Below are 24979 nucleotides of genomic sequence, written 5' to 3'. Positions count from 1 at the left end.
GCCAGTATAACGGTTTATGCCGCCCGCGTTTGCTTCTCGGACGTGGGTACGTCCTCTTTAAATCGATGCCACTGGCGGGGGTGGGCAAACAGACGTTGCCCGCGACGCATCTCTAGCCGCTCGAAATCCGCATGGCGCACGGTGGCAAGCCACGGTTTAGCCAGCCAGTCGGCTTCCAGTTCAACACGCACTTCTGCCCCTACCGGGGAAATAGCAGTAACCGTCACCGGCAAGTGGCCCTCTGAACTAGGCTGCTCCGAAAGGCGCACCTCATGGGGGCGTAGCAGCAGCTCTTCATCGCCATCGGGTAGGTCAACGTTTAAGTGGGCGTCGCCGCAGGTAAGTACGCCGTCGCGCACGCGGCCTTCTAGGTGGTTTACATCGCCCAGAAACTCAAACACAAAGCGGTTTTTCGGTGAGCGATAGAGCGTGTCCGGCGTGTCAATCTGCTCGATGCGGCCGTTGCTCATCACCACAACGCGGTCTGATAGCTCTAATGCTTCTTCTTGGTCGTGGGTGACAAACACGCTGGTGAAGTTTAACTCTTCGTGGAGGCGGCGCAGCCAGCGGCGCAGATCCTGGCGTACTTTGGCATCCAGCGCCCCAAACGGTTCGTCCAGCAGCAGCACATCCGGCTCAACGGCCAGGGCGCGAGCCAGCGATACGCGCTGTTGCTGGCCGCCTGAGAGTTGAGCGGGCAGGCGGTTAGCCAAATTTTGCAGCTGAACCATTTCCAAGAGTCTAAACACCCGCGCACGAATTTCACCGCTAGAAGGGCGCCGCTTTCTAGGCATGACGGTTAAGCCAAACGCCACGTTGTCGTACACGCTCATATGGCGAAATAGCGCGTAGTGCTGGAAGACAAAGCCAATCCGGCGGTCGCGCACGTGGACATGGGTCACATCGCGATCACCAAAGATGATTTTACCCGGCGTAGGCGAGCGATCCGCACTCTCAAGCCCGGCAATAATGCGCAGCAGGGTAGTTTTTCCTGAGCCAGAGGGGCCGAGCAAGCCCACCAGCTCACCTTCGTGGATATCGAGGTTGATGGGCTCCAGTGCCTGGGTATTGGCAAAGTGCTTGGCAATATTCTCTAAGCGAATACTCATAAGAAAGCCTCCCGGCGCGATGCGCGCCATTCCAGGCCTGCCTTGGCCGCAAGGGTTAACAGGGCAATAAGGGCCAGCAGTGCGGCGCTGGCAAACGCGCCCACTGTGTTGTAATCCTGATAAAGCTGCTCTAGATGCAGCGGCAACGTGTTGGTTTTCCCGCGAATAGCCCCTGCGACCACCGATACGGCACCAAATTCACCCACCGCTCGGGCGTTGGTGAGAATGATTCCGTACAGCAGCGCCCAGCGAATATTGGGGAGCGTGACACGCCGGAAGGTGGTCCAGCCGCCAGCACCGAGGGTCACCGCAGCTTCTTCTTCTTTCGAACCTTGGGCCTGCATCAGCGGAATAAGCTCGCGCGCAACAAAGGGGCAGGTAACGAAAATTGTCACCATGAGGATGCCGGGCCAGGCAAACATCAGCTGGATGTCATAGGTATCTAACCAGCTACCAATCCAGCCATTGCGCCCATAGAGCAGCAGATAAATAAGCCCGGCGACCACTGGTGAAACGGCAAATGGAATATCAATCAGCGTTTGCAAGATGCGCCGACCAGGAAAGCTAAAGCGGGTTACCAGCCACGCAAGCGCCACACCAAAAACCAGGCACACAGGAATCGTCAGTAGCGCGATTACCAGCGTTAAGCCGATGGCATGCAAGGTGAATGTATTGCTTACGTTGGCCCAAAACACCATCACGCCCTGGGAAAATGCTTGGGCAAAAATAGCCACCAGCGGCAGCAACAAAAACAGCGCGGCGAGAATCAGCGCCGCGCCAATCAATAGGCGCCGCACAGAGGGCGCATCACCAATTCTGCGCATTAGCCTTTTCCTCCATGCAAGCGGCGCACGAAGCGGCCTTGCCAAATGTTGATCGCCAGCAGCAGGGCAAGCGATACCATCAGTACCACCGAGGCAATCGCAGAGGCACCGGCGTAGTCATACTCTTGTAGCTTGACGAAAATCATCAGCGCGGTAATTTCCGTTTCGTAGGGCATATTACCGGCGATAAAGATAATCGCCCCGAACTCGCCCAGCGAGCGTACAAAGGCAAGCCCTGTGCCGGTGACCAGCGCAGGCCAAAGGTGCGGCATGATCACCCGGCGAAACGCTACGCCGTCGGTTGCACCCAGGGACATAGCGGCTTCGTCCACCTCGGCAGGCAGGTCTTCAAGCACTGGCTGAACAGTGCGCACCACAAAAGGAATGCTGGTAAACGCCATGGCCAGGGCGATACCTACCCAGGTATAAGCCACTTGAAAGCCTAATGGCTCTAGTAGTTGGCCCATCCAGCCACTGCCCGCATATAGCGTGGCAAGGGTGATACCCGCCACGGCCGTGGGCAGCGCAAAGGGTAAATCCATTAAGGCGTCTAATAGACGCTTACCGGGGAACTCATAGCGCACCAGTACCCAGGCCAGCAGCAGGCCAAATACCGCGTTAACCAGTGCGGCGACGGCGGCCGCGCCGATGGTAACCATGTAGCTGGCCACCACGCGGCCTTCGGTAATAATCGCCCAATACTCAGCAAGGCTAAGCCCCGCCAACTGGCCAAAAAGGCCCGTGATCGGAAGTAACAGTACCAGCGAGATAAACATCACGCTGATACCCATTGAAAGGCCAAAGCCCGGCAGCACGCGTGTGCTGCCGGGCCGCCATAGTGCTAATTGGCGCATGGGGTACCGTTAACGACGCTGCAGTTGGTCAAGTAGGGCACCACCGGCAAAGTGGTTTTCCATCGCTTCTTCCCAGCTACCGAACACGTCCTCAACTTCAAACAGCTCGGTTTCAGGGAATTGGTCGGCAAATTCTGCCACCACGGTTTCGTTATGAACCCGATAGTTAAAGCCTGCTAACTGGCGCTGGGCATCTTCGCTGTACAGATACTCAAGGTAGCTCTGGGCCAAGTCACTATTGCCGTTGCGTTCTGCGTTAGGGCCAACCACTGCGATTGGGAACTCGGCCAAGACGCTGACCGGCGGCACGATAACTTCGTAATCGTCGCTGCCGTATTCACTACGGATGTTGTTCACTTCCGACTCGAAGCTGATCAGGACATCACCGATACCACGCTCGATGAAGCTGGTGGTAGCGCCGCGACCGCCGGTATCAAAGACCGCTACGTTGCGCAGGAAGGTGCGCATAAAGTCGTGGATTTGCTCTTCATCGCCATCAAATTCGTTTTCAGCAAAGCCCCAAGCGGCTAAGTAGGTGTAGCGGCCGTTACCGGAGGTTTTAGGGTTAGGGAAGACCATTTGAATGTCTTCTTTAACCAAATCATCCCAGCTTTCGATGCCTTTGGGGTTGTCTTTACGTACCAAAAACGCGGTGGTGGAGTAGTAAGGAGAGGCGTTGTTTTCAAACGCTTCCTGCCAATCATCTGCGACTAAACCAGCATCAGCGAGCACTTGAACATCTGTTACCTGGTTAAAGGTGACGACATCTGCACGCAGGCCCTGCAGGATGGCGCGCGCTTGGGCGGAAGAGCCACCGTGGGATTGGTTAATATCAATCTCTTCACCGTGCTCTTCTTGCCACCACGCTTGGAACTCGGGGTTGATAGCGCTGAAAAGTTCACGGGCGATATCGTAGGAGGAGTTCAGTAGCTCGCGCTCTTGAGCCGCCGCCGTGCTGGATAAAGCGGCGCTGGCAACTGTTGCACCCAGCGCAATCGACAGCAGACTGCGGCGGAAAAGGGGGCGTGAAAACGTTGGCAAAGGCATAGCAAGCTCCTTACATTCGGGGGCGATCTTGTCGCAATGGCACTAAGGTTATACCTGTGATTGTGGAATTACAATTGTGTTTTATATTCTTTTTAAGAATATGAGTGTATGGCTTCGTGCAGCCTGCCCGCTCAGCAAGATGGGGCTTCGTGGATGGCTCTGGTAAGATGTGCGCCTACTTCCCCTGGTAACCAAGGAACGCATTATGTCCGCTGCGCACGATTTTCTGATTGCCCCTTCGATTCTCTCCGCTAATTTTGCGCGGCTTGGCGAGGAGGTTGATAACGTGTTGGCCTCCGGTGCTGATATTGTTCACTTCGACGTGATGGACAACCACTACGTGCCCAACCTGACCATTGGCCCCATGGTGTGCAAAGCGCTGCGGCAGCACGGCGTTACTGCGCCCATTGATGTACATCTAATGGTGAAGCCGGTTGACCGTATGATTGGCGACTTTATCGAGGCCGGGGCGAACTACATCACGTTTCACCCAGAGGCTTCCGAGCATATCGACCGGTCGCTGCAACTGATCCGTGACGGCGGTTGCAAAGCGGGGCTGGTGTTTAATCCAGCGACCCCGCTTTCGTACCTTGATTACGTGATGGACAAAATCGACATGGTGCTGCTGATGAGTGTTAACCCAGGGTTCGGTGGCCAGTCATTTATCCCTGGTACGCTGGATAAGCTGCGTGAAGCGCGGGCACGTATTGATGCCTCTGGCCGACCGATCCGCCTAGAGATCGACGGTGGCGTCAAGGTAGATAACATTGCCGATATCGCCGCCGCCGGTGCCGATACCTTTGTCGCAGGCTCGGCCATTTTTAGTGCCCATCAAGCAAGTGACCCCTACGGTTACGACAGTGTTATTCAGCAGCTGCGTAACGAACTGGCCAAGGTGCCGGGTTAACAAAGTGCTGGGTTGGCAAAGTACTGGGTTAACAAAGTACAGGGTTAACAAAGTACAGGGTTAAACAGTACCGGATGGAAAGGTACCGGATGAAAAGATACAGGGCTTAAAGCGCGGTTTAGTGCAGTTTCATGCGTGGTTTCAGGTAGCGGTTTAGCTTATCGACTAGCCAGGCAAGCCCGGTTTTAGGTGCGCCATGAATAGAGAGCTGGTGCATCCGGTAGAGCGAAGCGTAGGCTTGCCGCGCCAGCCAGCCCTCTAGAAACAGTCCGCGAGAAGCGGAGCTGCGCATTAAGTTGCCGACTGCGTCATAGCGAGCCAGTGACACCAGCGAGCCGTGGTCGCGGTACATAAACGGTTTTAGGGGCTTGCTCTCCAGCGCATTCACTAGATTTTTAGCCAGCAGCTTGGCTTGCTGGTGGGCTGCCTGGGCGCGGGGCGGAACGGTGCTGTCCTCCCCTTGTGGGCAGCTGGCGCAATCGCCCATGGCAAAGATATGCGGGTCATCAACACTTTGTAGCGTTTGCGCAACCTGGATTTGATTCTTCTTATTAGCCGTCAAGCCAATCTCTGCTAAAAAAGGGGGCGCTTTAATCCCTGCCGCCCACACGTTTAGGTCGGTTTCGATAACGTCCCCATCACCCGTGATTAGCTGGTACTGCTGCGCCTGCTTAATAGTGGTGTTCACATGCACGTGAACTCCCATGCTCTCCAGCTCTTGCTGAACAGTGAGACCAATGCGCTCGGAAAGGGCGGGCAACAGGCGAGGGGCGCCTTCGATCAAATGCACGCTGATATTCTGGTGATCAAGTGCGGTAACGCCGTAGGCGTTGAGCAGGCGCGAGGCGTCTAACAGTTCGGCGGAAAGCTCTACGCCGGTAGCGCCGCCCCCCACGATACCAATGGTTAATTGGGTATGTTGGCGTAGCGAGGGGTCGGTATAGCGTAAAAAGGTGTTAATCATGTGGTGCTGAAACGCCTTGGCCTGCTGGGGCGAGTCCATAAAGTGGCAGTGTTCTGCAACACCTTCGGTGCCAAAATCGTTTGAAACGCTGCCGAGTGCTAGCACGAGATAGTCGTAGGTAAGCTCCCGGGCGGGCAGTACTTCCTCACCGTTTTCATCCAAAATGGGCGACAGGTGAATGACTTTTTTCTCGCGATCAAGACCATCCAATGAGCCGCGCTGGTAGCGGTAATGGTGGGCGGAGGAGTGCCCTCGGTAATCTACCTCATCCATGCTGGAGTTAAGCGCTCCGGTGGCCAGTTCATGTAAAAGCGGCTTCCATACATGGGTGGCGTTGCGATCCAACAGTACGATCTCCGCGCGCTTTTGTTTGCCTAGCGTCTGTCCAAGGCGTGTGGCAAGAGCCAACCCGCCCGCCCCGCCGCCAACGATCACAATTCGTGGAATGGCCATTATGCTCTCCTTGCTAATATAGCCTCAGCATAGAACCTTCTAGCCTGCCTTACGATGTGCAAAAACGATAAGATAGTAAAAGAAATGGATATTACGTTGAGTCAGCAGGGCTTCATTGCGCCCTATAGGAGAGCAGCAGCGTGCACACTATTTTGCAAGGAAAGCGGTTAATTGCATTTGATTTAGACGGCACGTTAATTGATTCCGTGCCAGATTTAGCGGTCGCCGTACAAAAAGCGCTGAATGAGGTTGGCCTAGCAGCACCTAGCGAAGAGCACGTGCGCGACTGGGTGGGTAACGGCGCGCCGGTATTGGTGGAGCGAGCGCTAACCTGGGCGGTTGAACAGGCGCCAGGGCAAGCCTTGCAGGCCAACGCGTATGACGCGTTTATGCGCCACTACAGTGCAGCCCCCAATGCGCTGACTCAGCTGTATCCAGGGGTGCAGCCGACACTTAATGCTTTGCACCAAAAGGGCTATGCGCTGGTGTTAATCACTAATAAACCCGAACGTTTTATTGCGCCAATCTTAAGCCACTTCGAACTGCTGCCATTGTTTACTCTTTGTCTGGGCGGCGATTCGCTGGCCGAGAAAAAGCCCAGCCCGGCGCCGCTTTTGCACGCCGCACAAGCGCTGGATATTCCCCCTTCAGCCAGCGTGATGGTGGGGGACTCCCGTCACGATATAGCGGCAGGCAAAGCCGCGGGCTTTACCACCGTGGCGTTGCCCTACGGCTATAACCACGGTGAGCCCATAGAGCAGAGCCAGCCTGACCTGTTGATTAACTCATTGCGGGTACTAACAGAGTAATCCGCGTTAGCTATTACGTGTCCGCGGTTTGCTAATAATAGTAGGGTGCTGACTAGTCGGCACGGGCCCCGCCTAAGCCTTCGTGAAGCTGCTCCACGTTATGGCGCAGCATAGCGGGGTAGTTATAGGCAGGGCTATCGCTTGCCCCCAATGTATCCACATAAAGCGGGCCTTTAAGGCTTACGTTGACCTCCCGGGCAAGGGCGTCCATATGAATACACGGCACCGTGCTTTCATAAAACAGTGCCTGTGGGCGTTTTTCCGCCAAACGCATGCTCATTGACGCCATTGCCTCGGCGCTGCCAAGGGTTTCATGGTTTACACCCCAAATAGCGGCGTACTCAAACTCATAGGCGCGCGCAAAATAGCTCATGCCTGCCTCACTGGTCACCAACAGGCGATTGGTTTGAGGTATGCCTTGTAGGCGCTCTAATAGTGTTCGATCCAGCTTTGCTAGCGCCTCATGGGCCTCTGTGGCTCGGGTGTTAAAGGCTTCGGCTTTCTCGGGGTAGTGCTCGATTAGGGTTTGCGCGATCACGTCGATATAAGCGGCGGCCCCTTTAGGGTCCATCCACATATGGGGGTCAGGGTTGCCTTTAAACTGCCCTGTTGAAATAGGCAGCGGCTCATAGTCGGCATTTTCGGCAAGGGCGATCAGGGTAAGGCTGTCTCGAGCCATCGCTTCCACGTGGCGCATCCAAGGCTCTAAGCCAAAACCGTTGTAAAACATAATATCTGCTTCTTCAATGGCCAGCACATTGGGGGGCGTTAGCTCCCAGCGGTGGACATCTTTCCCCGTTGGCACAAGGTTGGTAATCGTGATATCGCTGCCCGCTACCCGCTTCACGAGGTCTTCGATCACGCTAAATGAAGTAATTATCTTGAAGGAGTTAGCGCCAAACGCCTGCGGCGCGTTCAGAACGGCTACTAATAAGAGCGTGATTATCCAGGGTGCTCGTTTATCCATGTCACGCTCCTAACCTAACCTATTAAAAAGACAGCAGATAATAAAGATTACCCACAAACGTTGCCAGTAACATTGCATCCAGGCGCTGTTTGGCAGCGTGCCGCATTGCATCAGGCTAACGCCTTGGTTTCGCTAACGTGGGTTAACCTCTATGCTTAAAACATTGTTGCGCAACACTACGACCCGCCAAGTGGCCGCTCGTTGCAAACGTTTCGCTGTAAAAGCTAGTTGAATTACTTTTTTTTGATAGCGTAACCCTTTATGGGCTATCAAGCGCTTGTACACCGTTTTTTAATAGTCTCTTTGGATAGCGTGCCATGCCGTCTCATACTCCTAATCGCCGTCGTCGTGGTTACCCTCAAGGGCGCGAGGTTGCCCCCATAGCCTTAGCAGCGCTACGCGACCTGCTGGGTGATGAGCGCACCACCCCCGCACTCAAACGCCGCGATCTGCTGATTGAGCACCTACACGCGATTCAAGATGCCCATGGCTATTTATCAGTGGTTGAGCTGCGCGCATTAGCGACCTATATGAACCTGCCCATGGCCGCGGTGTACGAAACCGCGACCTTTTATGCTCACTTTGACGTGGTTCACGACCACCAGGCGCCTCCACCGGACACTACTATTCGCGTGTGCGATTCGCTCTCCTGTCAGTTAGCGGGGGCAAATAAGCTGCACCACGCCTTGGAAGCTCGGGTCGACCCAGCCTCTGTTCGGGTGGTTCGTGCCCCCTGTATGGGCCGCTGCGACAGCGCGCCGGTGGTGGAAGTAGGGCATCACCATGTGCGGTATGCCACTGCAGACGGCGTTGAAGCGGTGGTGGACACCGGCCATTTTCACCCGGAAGCGATTGTTTGGCAGCGGTTGCAGGCTTACCGCCAAGCCGGTGGCTTTGAGCTACTTAGCCAGTGCCGTAGTGGTCAGGTGACGGTTGAGGCGCTTATGACATTGCTTGAGCGCTCGATGCTACGCGGGCTGGGCGGGGCAGGCTTTCCCACCTTTAAGAAGTGGCATTTCGTGCACCAAGAGCCGGGCCCGCGTTACTGCGTGATTAACGCTGATGAGGGCGAGCCCGGCACCTTCAAAGACCGCTACTACCTGGAAAAATCTCCGCATCAGTTTTTGGAAGGGGCGTTGGTCAGCGCCTGGGCCATTGAGGCCGAGCAGCTCTATATTTACCTGCGCGACGAGTACCCGGGGCTTCACCGGGTTTTAAACGAAGCAATTAATGAGCTGGAAAAAGCTGAGCTAGTGGTGCCAGGGTTTATCGTGTTGCGCCGAGGTGCAGGGGCCTATATCTGTGGTGAAGAGTCGGCGCTGATTGAATCCCTTGAGGGCAAACCCGGCAAGCCTCGCCATAGGCCCCCTTACGTTGCCCAGCAGGGGCTGTTTGGCCGCCCCACGTTGGTTAATAACGTCGAAACGGTGTACTGGATTCCACGTATTTGGAAAAAGGGCGCCGCGTGGTTTGCTGAGCAGGGGCGCAATGATAGAAGCGGGTTACGCAGTTTTTCCGTATCCGGCCGGGTAAAAAAGCCTGGCGTTTACCTAGCGCCCGCGGGTATTACCTTGGGTGAGCTCCTTGAAGAGTACTGCGGGGGCATGGTGGAGGGCCACACCCTGGCTGCCTACCTGCCTGGTGGCGCGTCGGGCGGTATTCTTCCCGCCAGTAAGGCGGATATTCCGCTGGATTTCGATACGCTACATGAACATGGCTGTTTTATAGGCTCGGCGGCGATTGTGGTGCTTTCCGATCACGATAACCTGCAGGCCGTGGCGACCAACCTGCTGGCCTTTTTCGCCGATGAGTCTTGTGGACAGTGTACGCCTTGCCGAGTGGGCACCGAAAAAATGCTCACCTTGCTGGAGAGTCCCCACTGGGATGTTCAGGCGCTTACCCGCTTGGCCCAAGTGATGCAAGACGCCTCAATTTGCGGGCTGGGGCAGGCGGCACCCAACCCGGTGCTGGGACTTCTTAAAGATTTTCGAGCCGAGCTTAGCCAGCAGCAGATTATCGTCAGCGATGCTGCTAGAGGGAGTACGCCATGACCGCCCCCTTTACGTTAACCCTGGATGGCCATGTGGTAACGGCTTACCCCGGTGAAACCCTATGGCAGGTGGCCAAGCGCAGCGGAGAAACCATCCCCCACCTGTGCTTTAAAGAAGCGCCCGGCTACCGTTCCGACGGTAACTGCCGAGCCTGTATGGTAGAAGTCGACGGCGAGCGCGCCCTGGCCGCCAGCTGCATACGTGAAGCGGCTCCCGGTATGGTGGTGCGTAGCGCAAGCTCTACTCGCGCCGTGCAAGCCCGGGAAACCGTGCTGGAACTGCTGATGGCCGACCAGCCCAGCCGAGCGGAAAGCCCCGACCGCTCCAGCCACTTTTGGGCCATGGCTGACCAGCTGGCGGTTAATGAAAATGCTGTAAAAGCTTGGCTACCGCCACGTCGTCACTCATCGGTTAGCCATGCGGCGGTCGCGCCTACCATTGCGCAGCCGGATACCAGCCACCCGGCCATGCACGTTAATCTGGAGGCATGCATTACCTGCAACCTATGCGTACGGGCTTGCCGCGAAGTGCAGAGTAATGACGTGATTGGTTTGGCGCAGCGCGGCGCAGCCACCGCTGTCGTTTTTGATTTTAGCGACCCCATGGGCGACAGCACCTGCGTGGGTTGTGGCGAGTGCGTACAGGCGTGTCCTACTGGCGCACTCATGCCCGCCACGCTGGTGGATGCGACTGGGCGCGGTGATACGAGCAGTCAGCGCCAGGTGGATTCCGTTTGCCCCTACTGCGGTGTGGGCTGTCAGCTTACCTATCATATAAATCATGATTCCCTGGCTTACGTGGAGGGGCGCAACGGCCCTGCCAACCAAGGCCGCTTATGCGTGAAAGGGCGCTTTGGATTTGATTATGTCAGCCATCCAGCGCGGCTCACCAAGCCACTGCTGCGCAAACCCGGTATACCCAAAACCCTCGACCCGAACTTTGACTCCAACCATCCATTGAGCCACTTCCGCGAAGCTAGCTGGGAGGAGGCGCTAGACGCGGCAGCAGGCGGGTTGATCAACATCAAAACCGCCCACGGCCCAACAGCGTTAGCGGGCTTTGGCAGTGCCAAGTGCTCTAATGAGGAGGCTTGGTTGTTCCAAAAGTTGGTGCGTACCGGCTTTGGCAGCAATAACGTCGACCACTGCACGCGGCTATGCCATGCCAGCTCCGTGGCCGCGCTGATGGAGTGCTTGGGTTCTGGGGCGGTTACCGCCTCGTTTATGCAGGCGCTTGATGCGGACGTAGTGATTCTCACTGGCTGTAACCCGGCGGTGAATCACCCGGTGGCGGCCACCTTCTTTAAGCAGGCGGCCAAACGCGGCACCGAGATTATTATCCTCGACCCTCGCGGGCAGGCATTAGATGCTTACGCCAGCCTAAGCGTGCGCTTTACGCCGGGCGCCGATGTTTCGCTGTTTAATGCGCTCTTGCATGTGATTATTGCCGAAGAGCTGTATGACGAAGCGTTCATCGCTGCCCATACCGAAGGTTTTGAGGCGCTTAAAAATAGCGTGGCACACAGCACACCTGAGACCATGAGCGCGCTGTGCGGCGTAGCACCTGATACCCTTCGCGACGTGGCACGCCGTTATGCCAATGCCGATAAAGCGATGATTTTCTGGGGCATGGGTATCTCCCAGCATACCCACGGCACTGATAACGCCCGCTGCTTGATCTCTTTGGCGCTGGCCTGCGGCCACACGGGGCGCCCGGGCACTGGCCTTCACCCACTGCGCGGGCAGAACAATGTCCAGGGCGCCTCGGATGCGGGGCTAATTCCCATGGTGCTGCCGGACTATCAACCGGTGGGTGATAGCCAATTGCGAGGCGCTTTTGAGGAGCTCTGGAACACGCCGCTGAGCGATGAGCCGGGGCTAACCGTCGTTGAAGTGATGGATGCCATCCATGCAGGCAGCGTGCGTGGTATGTATATTTTGGGGGAAAACCCCGCCATGTCTGACCCGGATCTGACCCACGCCCGGGCTGCATTGGGTATGCTTGAGCATTTAGTGGTACAGGACCTGTTCGTCACCGAAACCGCCCAGTTCGCTGATGTGATTCTGCCTGCCTCCGCCTGGCCGGAAAAAGAGGGCACCGTGACGAACACTAACCGCCAGGTGCAGCTAGGTCGTGTAGCGCTGCCCTTGCCGGGAGATGCCAAGCCTGACGGTTGGATTATTCAAGAAATCGCCAACCGCTTTGGGCTCGGCTGGCACTACGCTCACCCTAAAGAGGTGTTCGCGGAGATGCAGCAGGGCATGACATCGCTAAATCACATTAGCTGGGAGCGGCTTGCACGGGAGGGTTCGGTGACGTATCCCTGCCCGGCGGAGGATGCGCCGGGCCAGGATGTGGTGTTTAGAGATGCCTTTCCGCGCGCTGGCGGGCTGGCAAAATTCGCCCCCACGCGCCCGCTGCCGCCGGATGAGCCAGTGGATGACGAGTACCCCACAGTGCTCACCACCGGCCGGCAGTTGGAGCACTGGCACACTGGCTCTATGACCCGGCGCAGCCAGGCGCTGGATGCGCTAGAGCCAGAAGCGGTAGCCAGCCTTTCTCCCGGCGAGCTTTATCGGTTAGGGGTCTCCCCCGGTGAAAAGCTGACGATCACGACACGACGAGGCACGATTACGCTAACCGCCCGCATGGACCCAAAAATTCCCGATGGCATGGTATTTGTGCCGTTTGCCTATGCTGAAGCGGCGGCTAATCTGCTTACCAACCCGGCCCTTGACCCTTACGGTAAAATACCCGAGTTCAAGTATGCTGCCTGTCGGCTAAATCCGGCCTAAGTGATCGAAGCTGCTCATTGAGGAGCGCGCTGGGCTAGCGCCTAAGCTTTCCGCCAATGACCAGCATACATGGCGTTAGCAGGAGCGTAAGCCCGGTGGCGAAGGTTAGGCCACCGGCGATGGCGCTTGACATCTGGGTCCACCATTGGGCGGAAGGGGCGTTAAAGCCAAGGGCTGGGGCAAACAGATTCACGTTAATGCCCAACACCATGGGCATTAGCCCCAGTACCGTGGTAATCGCCGTCAGCAATACTGGGCGCAGTCGCAAACAGCCCGCTTCCAGCGCCGCCTCTGCGGGCATCATGCCATTGCCCCGCAGCTCGTTGTAGGTATCAATCAAGACAATATTGTTGTTTACCACAATGCCTGCCAGGGCAATAACCCCCATGCCTACCATTACAATGCCAAAAGCTTGGCCGGTAATCAGGAGGCCCATGAGTACCCCTGCCGTTGAGAACACAATGGCAGAGAGCACCAGTGCCGCTTGGTAGTAGCTATTGAACTGAGTGACTAAGATCAGCGCCATGAGGCCAATGGCAATCAAAAAGGCGCTAATCAAAAACTGCATCGCCTCTTGCTGGTCTTCCTGCTCGCCTGCCACATTCACCATCAAGCCATCGGGCAGTTGGCCTTCGCCCGCTGAAAGCAGCGCCCGTAAGCGCTCGTCGGCTAGGTAGCCGGGGGCTAAGTCTGCCTCAAGGGTAATCGCCCGACGCCCATCAATGCGGTTCAGCGTGCCAACTTTGGGTGCCGGGGTCAGCGTTACAAAGTGAGAGATAGGCACTTGGCCGCGCTGGGTATTAATAGTTAACCGCTCAAGTTGATCCAGCGATCGCCAGGACTCGGGCAGGCGAACGCGAATATCCACTTCATCGCTCACCGTAGGCGGACGGTAGCTAGCCACCTGCAGTCCCGTGGTCAGCAGCTGTACCGCACTGCCAATGGTCGTAATGTCGGTGCCCATGCGGGCGGCGGCTTCACGATCAACGTTCACCCGCCACTCCACCCCCGGAAGGCTGCGGTTGTCCTGAATGTCGGTGAACCCGCCCAGCTCACGCATAAGCCCCACGAGTTGATTAACCCCCGCATCGGCAACGTCCGGGTCGGTGGCGCTTATCTCTAGCACAATGGGTTTGCCGCCACCGGGGCCCATCTCCTGCTCCTGGAACTCCATTGTTATGCCAGGAATATCCCGGGTGCGCTCGGCCATATCGTCTAATATCGCTTGTGCGGGGCGGCGCTGGTACCAGTCCACAAACTGAAACTGCAGCACGCCCACCACATCACTGCCCATCTGCTGGTCAGGTACTGCAAATGAACGGGCATAAAGCGCTTCTACTTCGCTCATGCCACCCAGGCGGTTTTCCACGCGCTGCAGGATGGCATCGGCTTCCAAAGCCGAAAAGTCACCCCGGGCGCGCACTAATACCTGGGCGCTGTCTGGTTCCACGTTGGGAAAGAAATCCACCCCGTGATTAAAGCGTGCGTAGCCGGTGTAGAGCAGGGCGATCAGTAGCAGGGCGAACAGCAGTACCCAGCTAGGGTGTTGCAGCAGCCGCGCTAACAGGCTGCGGTAGTGGCGCCCAAGGGCTGTGCTTTCGGGGTTGGCGGTTCCCTCGTGGGTGGCTTCTTCACTTGAAGCGAGGGCCTCAGAAGCCGGTTTGGCAGAGCGGGTCACCAGCCGCCCAAGCGTAGGTAGAAATATAAGCGCCATGGCCAGGGATGCCAGCAAGCATAAGATCACCGTGGCGGGCAGGTACTTCATAAACTGCCCCACCATTCCTGGCCAAAACAGCAGCGGTACAAACACCGCCAACGTCGTTGCCGTAGAGGCAATGACCGGCCAACTCATCCGCGACGCTGCGTTCAGCCACGCTTGATGGGGCGACTGCCCTTCATGTAAATGGCGGTCGGCCAGTTCACTCACCACAATGGCGCCATCCACCAGCATGCCAGCCACTAAGATCAACGCGAACAGCACCACAATGTTGAGTGTAAAGCCAAAGGCCCACACCAGTAGAATGCCGGTTAAAAATGCCCCCGGAATAGTTAAACCCACCAGCAGTGCCATGCGCCAGCCCATCACCGCCACGACCACAATCAGCACCAGCACGACGGCGGTCAGTACGTTGTTTAACAGCTCGGAGAGCATGTTCTGCACCGTGACCGATTCATCCAAAATAGTGGTAACGCTGAGCTGTTCCGGTAGCAGGTCGCCTGCCTGGGCAAAGCGTTCCCTTACGGCATCGATAGTGGCGATGATATTGGCCCCGGCGCGCTTGGAAATTTCCAGCACCACCGCGGGCTCGCCGTCAATACGGGCAAAGCCTTCGGCCTCTTTATAGGTGGGGTGAATCCAAGCCACATCGCCGAAGGTGACCACTTGGTCGCCTTCTACTTTCACCGGCATCTGCATCACATCATCTAGGGATTCAATAATGCCCGGTACCTTCAGCGCTAAACGCCCAGCGCCAGTGTCCAGGCTGCCGGCGGCGACGAGGCGGTTGTTGCGCGATACCTGATTAAACAGCGCGTCAAAATCAATGCCATAGCTCTCTAGCACCAGTGGATCAACGACGATTTCCAGCAGGTCTTCCCGCTCCCCGGCAATATCCACTTCCAACACATTGGCGATGCCCTCAATCTCTTCTTTGAGGCGCCGGGCAATCGTAATACGCTCGCGGGTATCTAACTGCCCGGAAAGGCCAATGGTAAGCACAGGGAATTCGGAGACATTCACTTCCATTACCCGCGGCTCTTCGGCTTCAGCGGGCAAGCTGCTGCGGGCAATATCCACGCGTTCGCGTACATCAGAGAGGGCTGTATTCGGGTTGAAGCCTGGGTCAAACTCAAGGGTTACCGCGGCATGGCCTTCGCTGGACTGTGCGGTAAATTTGCGTAGCCCTTCGATCCCCCGCAGCTCCTGCTCCATGGGGCGAATTAAAAGCCGCTCCCCATCTTCGGGGCTAACCCCTTCCAGAGAGAGCGAAACGTAAACAATGGGGATAGTGACGTCGGGGTTTGCTTCCTTAGGAATGGTTTGCCAGGCAGCCATGCCCGCTAGCAGTAACCCAGCGAGCAGCAGTAGCGTGGTGCGCGTATGGGTAAGCGCCGCATTAATGAGTTGGCGCATAACCACCTTCCTGGCGGTTGGCAGGCACCGGCGTGACGGTATCGCCCGGGGCAACTAAGCCAGCGCCAAGGGTAATCAGTTGCAGCGGATCCGGCATACCCGTCACGTAAGCGCGCTCAATATCGGCGCTCACCAGTTCAATGGCTGTTTGGGCCACCTGGTTTTCATCGACGATGTGCTTAACCGCCAACTGGCCCTGTTCGTTCAGGCTAAAAAGCGCGGGGGAGAGCGTATGTACATGGCGCGGCGGCAGGGTAATGGTGAACTCCGCGCTGCCCCCTGCCAAACGTTGCCGGTCAGGGTTGTCCAGGGTTGCTTCGATATAAAAGGTACGGGTGGCCTCTTCAGCACGGCTACTGATATGGGTTATCTCGCCGGTTAGCGCGCTCCCGTTTAACAGCCGCGCAGTGACCGGTAGGCCAACGCTGAGTTCGCCAACCTGCTGTTGAGATACCCAAGCCGTTCCGGTTAAACGGCGGTCGTCAATTAAGCGGCCCCACTCTTCGCCGGACTGCAGCAAATCGCCTAGTTCAACCTGTACCCGGTCAAGGACGCCCTCAAACGGGGCGGTGGGGCGGGTGTCGTTTAGCTGTTTTTCCAACTGGGCAACCTGGGCAGCGCTGGCGCTTAACGCGCTCTGTAGGCGCAGCAGTTCTGGCTGTGAAATGAGCTCCCGGCGGCGTAGGTTCTGCGCCCCGGAAAACTCAGCTTCTGCCACGGCAAGCTCATCCCTTGCTTGCTGCAAACGCTCGGGTAGGGCTTCATTATCCAGCACCAGCAGGGTATCGCCTTGGGCCACTGTCGCCCCCTGGGTAATGGGCTTTTCCGCTACGAAGCCAGCCACGCTAGCGCGTAAGATGGTTTCGCGCTGGGCGGTTAATTGGCCTTGAATAATCTGCTGAGGAACAAAAGGGGTGCTTTGCTGAACCATCACCTCTACCCGTGGAAGCGCCTCGCTTTCCGTGCTGCTGCTCTCGGGTGGGTCGGTTTGAAAGCGCTGAAAATCGCCAAAGGCAAGCCATATTACCAGCGCTAGAACCAGCAAGCTGGCAAGGGCGTAAGAGTAGGGGATTCGTCGCATGGGGTTGCTATATCCGTATAAGCCCAGAAAACCGTATATTTAAGCTGTACGTTAAAGCTGTACATTAAAGACCCTGCTGAAGGCGGGGCGCGCAGCCTGTCACACCATAGCGTAACCCGAGCTTCTCAGCGAGTACCAAGCAGCGGCGGGAAGGGTACTAGCCTCATGTCTGATTGAGTTTTTGCCCGGCTGGGCATACCATCTTGTCGTCTTAATTTCTGTCGAACCACCCTCAGGCGAGCCCTTACACTCGGCAAACCATCAAGGAGCAATGATGAAAGATCCAGTACGTATTGCGATTACCGGCGGCGCAGGCCAAATCAGCTACTCTCTTATTTTCCGCATCGCTGCTGGCGACATGTTGGGGCCGGATCAGCCTGTCATTCTTCAGCTTCTGGAAATCCCTCAGGCGATGGACGCCCTGAACGGCGTGGTGATGGAAGTCAACGACTGTGCCTTCCCGCTGGTCAAAGACGTTGTCGCAACCGATGACCCCAACGTCGCGTTCAAAGATGCGGATTTCGCCCTGCTGGTAGGTGCCCGTCCGCGTGGCCCCGGTATGGAGCGTAAAGACCTTCTGGAAGCCAACGCTGCTATCTTCTCCGTGCAGGGCAAAGCGCTAAACGATCACGCCAGCCGCGACGTGCGCGTGCTAGTTGTCGGTAACCCGGCCAACACCAACGCGCTGATTGCCTCTTGCAACGCGCCGGACCTGGACGCGGGTCAGTTCACCGCCATGACGCGCCTGGATCACAACCGCGCGTTGACCCAGTTGGCTCAGAAAACCGGCAAGCACGTCACCGACGTTGAAAACATGATCATCTGGGGCAACCACAGTGCCACCCAGTACCCGGATCTGGCCCAGTGCAAAGTCGATGGCAAAGCGGCGTTTGATCTGGTTGAGCGCGACTGGTACGAAAACGACTTTATCCCCACCGTTCAGCAGCGCGGCGCGGCGATCATTAAGGCACGCGGTGCGTCATCTGCAGCGTCTGCCGCTTCTTCAGCTATCGACCACATGCGCGATTGGGCGCTGGGTTGTGACGGCATCGTCAGCATGGCAATTCCGTCTGACGGCAGCTACGGCATCGACGCAGGCATCATCTACTCTTATCCGGTGCGCTGCCAGGGCGGTAAGTACGAAATCGTTCAAGGTTTCGAGCTGGACGCGTTCAGCAAAGAGAAGATGCAAGCCACCGAGAAAGAACTGCGTGAAGAGCGCGCTGCCGTTGAGCACCTGCTCGGCTAAGCACGCCCGCTGGCGCTCTTAAATGAGCGCCTAGCAAACGCAAAAGCCCTGCAAACTCAGTTTGCAGGGCTTTTTTGACCATCTACGCTTCACTCACCACTCACCACTCACCACTCACCACTCACCACTCACCACTCTCAATCACGCAAACTCATAATCCGCCAATGGCGCGTTTCGGCGACTTCTCGGAGCGTATCGTCGGGGTCGACGGCGACGGGGTGCTCGACTTGCTCAAGCAGCGGCAGGTCGTTGTGGGAGTCGCTGTAAAACCAAGCGCCATCCATGGTTAAGTCTTGATCTTCAAGCCACTGCTTTAAACGAGTGACTTTGCCTTCGCGGTAGCTCGGCACCCCTGACACACGCCCAGTATAGTGTCCATCGATCATTTCAGGATCAACCGCGATTAAATCATCAACGCCCAAGCGCTCAGCAATTGGCGCAGTAATAAAGCGGTTGGTGGCGGTGATAATCAGCAGCGTATCCCCTTTGGTGCGGTGGCGGGCCAAAAGCTCTTCGGCCTTGGGGAGAATATGCGGCTCAATTTTGCTGGCCATAAACTGCTGATGCCAGGCGGCTAGCTGTTCCGGCGTGTTTTCCGCAAGCGGCTTCAGTGCCATCTCCAGAAACGCTGCCATATCCAGGGTGCCTGCGTTGTAATCGGCCATAAAGCGTTCGTTGGCTTCTCGGTAAGCAACAGGATCAACGGCGCCCTGTTCGAGTAGAAATTCACCCCAGGCGTGATCGCTGTCGATGGATAGCAGCGTATTATCCAAATCGAAAATGGCCAGACTCACGGCGCTCCCCTTATGGTTAATGTGATGGTTGATAGCGTGTTAATCGCGGGACACAAAGCGGCGGATTATCGCAGAGTCGCCCTGGTTTAACCACTTAGCGTTATATTGTATTGATACGGCTGTCTCCCTTGTGGAAAAATGGACATAACTGAAAATTTATTAAGGTGATGTCCGTGATCGACGCTGACGGCTTTCGCCCCAATGTTGGCATTATTATTGCCAACAGCCAGGGGCAACTGCTCTGGGCGCGTCGTGTAGGACAAAATGCGTGGCAATTCCCCCAGGGAGGCATTAAAGCAAGCGAGACTCCACAACAAGCGCTTTTTCGTGAGCTTCACGAAGAGATCGGCCTAACCGCCGACGATGTTGATATTGTCGCCTGCACCCGGGGCTGGCTGCGCTACCGTCTTCCACGACGCATGATTCGTACCCACTCGCGACCGGTCTGTATCGGCCAGAAGCAGAAGTGGTTTTTACTTAGGATTCGCTGTCAAGAGAACCGAATCTGCATGACGGCTACGCCCAAGCCCGAATTCGATGGCTGGCGCTGGGTAAGCTACTGGTACCCGCTGGGGCAGGTGGTGCCGTTTAAACGAGAGGTATATCGACGCGCGTTACGAGAACTTTCTCCGCGTGTACAGCGCCTAGCACAAGATAACGAAGGGTAATTGCGCTTTGCTGCCTAGGATGGGGCAGCAAAGCCAGCCGGAAATCCCTCAGCGAGGCAAATAATAGTGAAAAGTAAAACCTCCATGCTTGAGGTGCTACGTCGCGTCATTCAGGAAGTGAATGGCGCTCGAAACCTCGATGCCGCGCTGTCAACCATGGTTCGCCGCATACGCAAGGCCATGCAAACCGACGTATGCTCTTTTTATCTTTACGATAAAGAGCTTGAGTCGTTAGTGCTGATGGAAACCATTGGTTTGCGTACCCAGGCGGTGGGCCGCGTGGTGCTGCCCCTGGGAGAAGGCTTGGTGGGGCTAGTCGCCAAGCGCAGTGAACCGCTTAATCTGGAAGACGCCCAGGCGCATTCCCATTTTCGCTATTTTGAGGCCACGGGTGAAGAGCGCTACTCAAGCTTCTTGGGGGTGCCGATTATTCACCAGCGCCTCATGCTTGGCGTATTAGTGGTTCAACAGGCTGAAAAACGCCAGTACGATGATGAAGACGAAGCCTTTTTGGTAACTATGGCTGCTCAGCTGGCAGGGGTGCTAGCCCATGCGTTAGCCACGGGTAATCTTTCCCGCCCTGCGCTGCCAGGTGGCCAAGCCATGTTCAAAGGCGTGGCGGCATCCCCCGGTATGGCCATGGGCGAAGCGGTAGTCATTACCCCGCCTGCTGATCTCAATAGCGTCCCCGACCTGATCCCTAATGATCAGGATTACGAAGTTGCTCGCTTAAAAGAGGCCATCGGCAAAACGCGCAGTGAGATTCGCGCTGCGGGTGAGCGCTTGGCAAGCCGTATTTCTGCCCAGGAACTTGCTCTCTTTGATGTGTACCAGCAAATGCTTGGTGAAGCAGCGCTCTCAGAAGAGGTAGAGAAACGTATTCGTGAAGGGCAGTGGGCACCTGGGGCGTTGGCCGATGTGGTGCGCCGCCATGTGCAATACTTAGAGCGTGTCGATGATGACTACCTGCGCGAGCGGGCGGCGGATATTCGCGACCTGGGCCGCCGCGTGCTGTCGCACTTGCAGGAAGATACGCCCTCAACGCCTGAAACCTACCCTGATAACGCCATCTTAGTCGGTGACGAAATCAGCGTAGCGATGTTGGGTGAAGTGCCGCGGGATAAGCTGAAAGGCCTGGTGTCGGTACGCGGTTCAAGCACCTCTCACGTGGCTATTGTGGCCCGCGCCATGGGTATTCCCACCGTATTGGGGATGGTGGATTTACCGCTGCCGCGCTTAAACGGCGCCCCCGTTGTGCTGGATGGGCACCGTGGCCGCTTGTTTGTGCGGCCCGCTGAAGAGCTGAAAACCCGCTACGCCAATTTAATCGCCGAAGAGAAAGCCCTCAGTGAAGTGCTGGAGCACGAGCAAGACCAGCCCAGCGAAACGCCTGATGGCTACTCTATGCCGCTGATGGTCAACACGGGCTTAGCCGTCGATGCCAGTTCGCTGCTTAAAAGTCGTATTGGTGGCGTCGGGCTATACCGTACCGAAGTGCCGTTTATGATTACCGAGCGCTTTCCCGGTGAAAAAGAGCAAATGCGGATGTATCGCGAGCAGCTCGAAGGCTTTGCGCCGCTGCCGGTGGTAATGCGCACCCTGGATATTGGTGGCGATAAAGACCTCCCATATTTCCCTATTGAGGAAGCTAACCCGTTTTTGGGTTGGCGCGGCATGCGGGTAACCCTGGATCACCCCGAAGTATTGATGGTGCAGCTGCGCGCCATGCTTAAAGCCTCTCATGATTTGGGTAACCTCTACGTACTCTTTCCGATGATCACCAATGTAGAAGAGGTCGATGAGGCACTGCGCCTGCTGGATCGTGCTATTGTCGAGTTAGGTGAGGAGGGTACCACCGTAATCCGGCCCCAGGTGGGTGTGATGATCGAAGTACCCGCGACCATTTATCAAATGGATGCGTTAGCCAAGCGGGTTGATTTTTTCTCAGTGGGTAGCAACGATTTAACGCAATATCTGCTAGCGGTAGACCGCAACAACCCGCGAGTATCAAGCCTTTACGATGCGCTGCACCCAGCGCTTCTCGGTGCGCTGCAAGAGCTCTCCCAAGATGCCAAGCGGCTGGATAAACCTATTTCGCTGTGTGGCGAGCTGGCAGGGGACCCTGCCGGGGCGCTGTTATTAATGGCCATGGGGTTCACGAGCCTTTCCATGAACGCCCCCAGTTTGCCTAAAGTACGCGCGGCGATTCGCCGAGTAAGCTTTACGGATGCAAAGCAGCTGCTTGAAGAAATTATGCAGCAGGATACCCCCGCTCAAGTGCATGCCCATTTAAATATGCGCATGGATGAATGGCAGCTTTCGCATCTATTACCCCCGCGAGACTGAACTTGAGAGTGTCGTTTCCCCTTCAAAACGGCCGAGCGGCCCAAAGCGCTGCTCGGTCATTGCCACTTCCCCCTGCTGATTGAGCGTTAACCACGTTGTCGCCCGAGTACCGTACTGTTCACCGATAATAAAGGCGGCAGAAAGCTGGCGTTCAAGCGATAAGCCAACTCCCGTATCGGGCAAGCTGGTGTCAGGTGCTACCCGTGGGCTGTGCAAGGCCTCTTGAGTAGCGTGGCGCCAGTTATCAGGGTGGCTATGGGCTAAAACCTGCTTTACGGCGGTTAACTTTGGCCAGGGAGTGTTTAGCGTCGCATTGGAAAGGCCATGCACCCCGCTGGCGATCTCGGTCAGGTGAGTGCCATCGTAACCTCTATGCAGATGCCATAAGCGTTCTGTTGTAGCGACGAGCAGGTTAAATCCGGCGTAGTGCTTCGCCTCGGTGTTAGCCAGTTCTATCAGCCAAGCATCAATGTCGCTACATTGAAGGGCACTCGCCACCAGTTCCCCCCGGCTAGGTGCGTTGGCCGGCGTAGCAAGACGGGGGTCGCGTACATTGGTTAGTGCGGCTACCCGACCCTGCTGGTTCGCCGCCAGCCAAGTGCCCCCCGCTTCTAAATCCCGTCCGCCGATCAGCCCATGGGGTTCATCCCAAAAGGCTAAAGGCGCCGTGGGGCGTGCGTGAAACTCATCGCGGTTCGCCGCTAGGCGAAGCGGTTGGGTGCTGCCTGGGTGCCAGGCAAAGGTTATTAAGCACATCGCGAACTCTGTCATCCTTTAGATTCAGTGAGCAACAGCGTCAACCTCTACAAGAGCGGAATGACAGCGTTGGTGTGTAGACGTACACTAACCTTAGAACAGGATGTTTGACCACCGATGCTTGACCGCAACTCAGGACTCTGAACATGCAATCCTATCAGCGAGAGCACTTTTGGAATGCCGTTACATGGCCGATTCTTTGGCCTTTGCTGCTTGTGCAAGTCGCACTGGTCATGCTGTGTGTGTCAGTGGGACTCGTTATCTGGGGGATGTCGCCAAATCAAACGTCATGGAGCACAACGCTTTGGCTTACCCTTACCCTGTTATTAGGTAGCTGCATGAACGTGGCTGCCTTCCTTATGCTGCTTAAAAGCCGGGCCAAGCGGATAGATGTGCTCTTCATGCATGAGTTAAAAGTACTTGAGCGCAACACCAAGGCACTTAGTCATACCAAGGCGCTTAGCCATACCTTGGCGCACCCGCCATCAGGTGAACAGCCAATTACGCCCATGGGCACTGAGCCGCTTTTGCCGCTACAGCGGGTGGCACACGTCAACGAGATACTTGCCAAGCTAGTGAGTATTCAAGACAAAGCGCCATTTATACCGCCAACGGCTGAGCAACCCAAGCAGGATCCAGCGCTGCTTGAAAATTTACATCAACAGCAACAACAGCTTAAGCACCTTATGGCGGGGCGAGACCGTGCGCGAGAAGAATCACGATTGAAATCAGGCTACTTAACACTTCTACAGCGGGAAGCCGATAATCTGTTTGCTTATCTGGATGACTTAATGCAGAAAGACCAGTGTAAAGAGTGCCATCAAGACATTAGCCACGTGCAAGACCGGCTGGCTGATATTCGTGCTCTGCTGGCTAATTTTGCCCTGCAAAGTGCTAGCGAAGCAGGAGGTGATCAGGCGTTGCCAGCCAGCACCAAACGGCAGATTAAAGTGCTAGTGGTGGATGATGGCCCCGTAAATTTAATGCTGGCGCGGCAAATGCTTGAGGCCCAAGGGCTTTATGTAGAAGGGGTAAGCAGCGGCGAGCAGGCATTAGAGCGACAACAAACCACGTTTTATGATTTGGTGTTCATGGATATTTTTATGCCAACCTTAGACGGGTTTGAAACTGCGCAACGCTGGCGCGACTATGAGCATGACAATGATAGCCCGCGCAGCGTGCTGGTCGCGTTAACCGCAAATGTTGATAATGCCAGGCGTGATACCTGTGAGGCCGCCGGGTTAGACGATGTGCTTGCTAAGCCCTATCAGCCCGAAACGCTCGTGGGCATGATTACCAAATGGGTACCTAATATAAACAACGAGACACCTACCTCATGACAGTAGTGGCTATTATTGCAAGTTATTTAGTTTTAGGGGCGGCAGCAGGCACAATGGCGGGGCTATTTGGCGTTGGCGGGGGGCTTATCATTGTGCCTGCGCTGGTATTTGCCTTCGGCCTGCAAAACATTGCACCTGAAATCACGATGCATTTGGCGGTGGGTACCTCGCTGGCTACCATCGTGATAACCGGCGCTTCTTCAGCGCTGGGGCATTTTCGCAAGGGAAGTGTGCACCGCCCCTGGTTTATGGCGTTACTACCTGGGTTAATGCTGGGGGCGATTGGCGGTGTATTTATTGCCGGTAATTTGTCGGGCACTGTTTTGGGTACTCTGTTTGGTATCTTTGTGCTGCTGTTGGCAGTCAAAATGGTGCTAGGCCTTAACCCTAAACCGGGGGTGGGGTTGCCTGGTAAGGCCGCGATGACAGTAGCCGGTGGTGTCGTAGGCGCTATTTCTGCACTATTTGGGATTGGTGGCGGGGCAATGACGGTTCCTTGGTTATCGCGCTGTGGTGCTTCCATGACCCAGGCGGTAGGCACTTCAGCTGCCTGTGGGCTGCCCATCGCGGTGGTAGGCGCTATTACGTTTATCATCGTCGGATGGGGTAATCCGCTGCTACCCCCTTGGGCCACGGGGTTTGTTATGTGGCCAGCCTTTCTAGGGATTGTGCTAACCAGCGTGCCCTTTGCAAGGTTAGGGGTGAAACTTGCCCATGTGCTTCCAGCCCAAGCGCTACGGTTCTCATTTGCAGCGCTGCTTGCAGTCGTAGGGCTTCGCTTCATTTTGGCATGATGGCTTTTCGGCTCACGTGTTGGCCGCTTTACTTCTTT

The 24979-nt window shown here is 56.3% G+C and carries 19 protein-coding genes; 9 read left to right on the top strand and 10 right to left on the bottom strand.

The annotated features are described in order from the left end of the window. Positions 1–14: 14 nt before the first annotated feature. From P8S54_RS05175 to cysP, 4 genes are read right to left on the bottom strand one after another with little or no spacing between them, the layout of a single operon-like run. Positions 15–1109 (bottom strand): TOBE-like domain-containing protein, encoded by a 1095-nt coding sequence (locus P8S54_RS05175; protein WP_281443511.1) that lies wholly within the window; start codon positions 1107–1109, stop codon positions 15–17. After that, a complete protein-coding gene (gene cysW / locus P8S54_RS05170) occupies positions 1106–1933 on the bottom strand; it encodes a sulfate ABC transporter permease subunit CysW (RefSeq protein WP_281443510.1) in 828 nt (275 codons plus the stop codon). Before cysW ends, P8S54_RS05175 begins: the two co-directional genes overlap by 4 nt. Beyond that, positions 1933–2787, bottom strand: coding sequence for a sulfate ABC transporter permease subunit CysT (gene cysT, locus P8S54_RS05165; protein ID WP_281443509.1), 855 nt, complete (start codon positions 2785–2787; stop codon positions 1933–1935). The genes cysW and cysT overlap by 1 nt, the downstream gene beginning before the upstream one ends. 9 nt (positions 2788–2796) lie before the next feature. After that, on the bottom strand, positions 2797–3834 hold the full coding sequence (gene cysP / locus P8S54_RS05160; RefSeq protein ID WP_281443508.1) for a thiosulfate ABC transporter substrate-binding protein CysP: 1038 nt from the start codon (positions 3832–3834) through the stop codon (positions 2797–2799). 205 nt (positions 3835–4039) lie between these two features. Here cysP and rpe point away from each other — a divergent pair, with 205 nt between their 5' ends. Continuing rightward, complete coding sequence (gene rpe, locus P8S54_RS05155; RefSeq protein WP_281443507.1) at positions 4040–4741, top strand: ribulose-phosphate 3-epimerase; 702 nt, start codon at positions 4040–4042, stop codon at positions 4739–4741. 118 nt (positions 4742–4859) lie between these two features. Here the strand turns inward: rpe and P8S54_RS05150 are convergent, their stop codons facing one another. Then, on the bottom strand, positions 4860–6158 hold the full coding sequence (locus P8S54_RS05150; protein WP_281443506.1) for an NAD(P)/FAD-dependent oxidoreductase: 1299 nt from the start codon (positions 6156–6158) through the stop codon (positions 4860–4862). A gap of 140 nt (positions 6159–6298) precedes the next feature. Here P8S54_RS05150 and P8S54_RS05145 point away from each other — a divergent pair, with 140 nt between their 5' ends. Beyond that, positions 6299–6967 carry a phosphoglycolate phosphatase gene (locus P8S54_RS05145; RefSeq protein ID WP_281443505.1) on the top strand — a complete coding sequence of 223 codons (669 nt, stop codon included), beginning with the start codon at positions 6299–6301 and terminating at the stop codon, positions 6965–6967. 52 nt (positions 6968–7019) lie between these two features. Here P8S54_RS05145 and P8S54_RS05140 read toward each other — a convergent pair whose 3' ends face one another. After that, positions 7020–7934 (bottom strand): zinc ABC transporter substrate-binding protein, encoded by a 915-nt coding sequence (locus tag P8S54_RS05140; RefSeq protein ID WP_281443504.1) that lies wholly within the window; start codon positions 7932–7934, stop codon positions 7020–7022. Between the two features lie 317 nt (positions 7935–8251). Between P8S54_RS05140 and P8S54_RS05135 the strand changes: the two genes are divergently transcribed. After that, entirely contained in the window at positions 8252–9985 is a 1734-nt protein-coding gene (locus P8S54_RS05135) for an NAD(P)H-dependent oxidoreductase subunit E (RefSeq protein WP_281443503.1), read from the top strand. Beyond that, positions 9982–12780, top strand: a complete 2799-nt coding sequence (gene fdhF / locus P8S54_RS05130; protein ID WP_281443502.1) for a formate dehydrogenase subunit alpha — start codon at positions 9982–9984, stop codon at positions 12778–12780. The genes P8S54_RS05135 and fdhF overlap by 4 nt, the downstream gene beginning before the upstream one ends. Positions 12781–12814: 34 nt before the next feature. Here the strand turns inward: fdhF and P8S54_RS05125 are convergent, their stop codons facing one another. Together P8S54_RS05125 and P8S54_RS05120 are read right to left on the bottom strand one after the other, a co-directional pair. Further along, a complete protein-coding gene (locus P8S54_RS05125) occupies positions 12815–15913 on the bottom strand; it encodes an efflux RND transporter permease subunit (protein ID WP_281443501.1) in 3099 nt (1032 codons plus the stop codon). Next, positions 15897–16994, bottom strand: coding sequence for an efflux RND transporter periplasmic adaptor subunit (locus P8S54_RS05120; RefSeq protein ID WP_281443500.1), 1098 nt, complete (start codon positions 16992–16994; stop codon positions 15897–15899). Before P8S54_RS05120 ends, P8S54_RS05125 begins: the two co-directional genes overlap by 17 nt. A 274-nt stretch (positions 16995–17268) precedes the next feature. Here P8S54_RS05120 and P8S54_RS05115 point away from each other — a divergent pair, with 274 nt between their 5' ends. Beyond that, positions 17269–18243 carry a malate dehydrogenase gene (locus tag P8S54_RS05115; RefSeq protein WP_009096474.1) on the top strand — a complete coding sequence of 325 codons (975 nt, stop codon included), beginning with the start codon at positions 17269–17271 and terminating at the stop codon, positions 18241–18243. A 137-nt stretch (positions 18244–18380) separates the two neighbouring features. On the opposite strand, the gene P8S54_RS05110 is transcribed toward P8S54_RS05115, so the two are convergent. Further along, positions 18381–19037, bottom strand: coding sequence for an HAD family hydrolase (locus tag P8S54_RS05110; protein ID WP_281443499.1), 657 nt, complete (start codon positions 19035–19037; stop codon positions 18381–18383). 173 nt (positions 19038–19210) lie between these two features. Here P8S54_RS05110 and P8S54_RS05105 point away from each other — a divergent pair, with 173 nt between their 5' ends. Both P8S54_RS05105 and ptsP read left to right on the top strand, forming a co-directional pair. After that, positions 19211–19705 (top strand): RNA pyrophosphohydrolase, encoded by a 495-nt coding sequence (locus P8S54_RS05105; RefSeq protein WP_253501893.1) that lies wholly within the window; start codon positions 19211–19213, stop codon positions 19703–19705. Between the two features lie 84 nt (positions 19706–19789). Beyond that, positions 19790–22051, top strand: a complete 2262-nt coding sequence (gene ptsP / locus P8S54_RS05100) for a phosphoenolpyruvate--protein phosphotransferase (protein ID WP_281444065.1) — start codon at positions 19790–19792, stop codon at positions 22049–22051. Here ptsP and P8S54_RS05095 read toward each other — a convergent pair. Continuing rightward, positions 22034–22807, bottom strand: coding sequence for an NRDE family protein (locus P8S54_RS05095; protein WP_281443498.1), 774 nt, complete (start codon positions 22805–22807; stop codon positions 22034–22036). The genes ptsP and P8S54_RS05095 overlap by 18 nt on opposite strands. A 146-nt stretch (positions 22808–22953) precedes the next feature. Between P8S54_RS05095 and P8S54_RS05090 the strand changes: the two genes are divergently transcribed. Then, positions 22954–24147 carry a response regulator gene (locus tag P8S54_RS05090; RefSeq protein ID WP_281443497.1) on the top strand — a complete coding sequence of 398 codons (1194 nt, stop codon included), beginning with the start codon at positions 22954–22956 and terminating at the stop codon, positions 24145–24147. Next, positions 24144–24941 carry a sulfite exporter TauE/SafE family protein gene (locus P8S54_RS05085; RefSeq protein WP_281443496.1) on the top strand — a complete coding sequence of 266 codons (798 nt, stop codon included), beginning with the start codon at positions 24144–24146 and terminating at the stop codon, positions 24939–24941. The genes P8S54_RS05090 and P8S54_RS05085 overlap by 4 nt, the downstream gene beginning before the upstream one ends. Positions 24942–24979 lie beyond the last annotated feature (38 nt).

The sequence above is a fragment of the Halomonas sp. M1 genome, assembly GCF_029581375.1.
Lineage (GTDB): Bacteria > Pseudomonadota > Gammaproteobacteria > Pseudomonadales > Halomonadaceae > Vreelandella.
The sequence above is the reverse complement of the archived record's forward strand: the minus strand, read 5'-3'. Positions and strand labels throughout refer to the sequence as shown.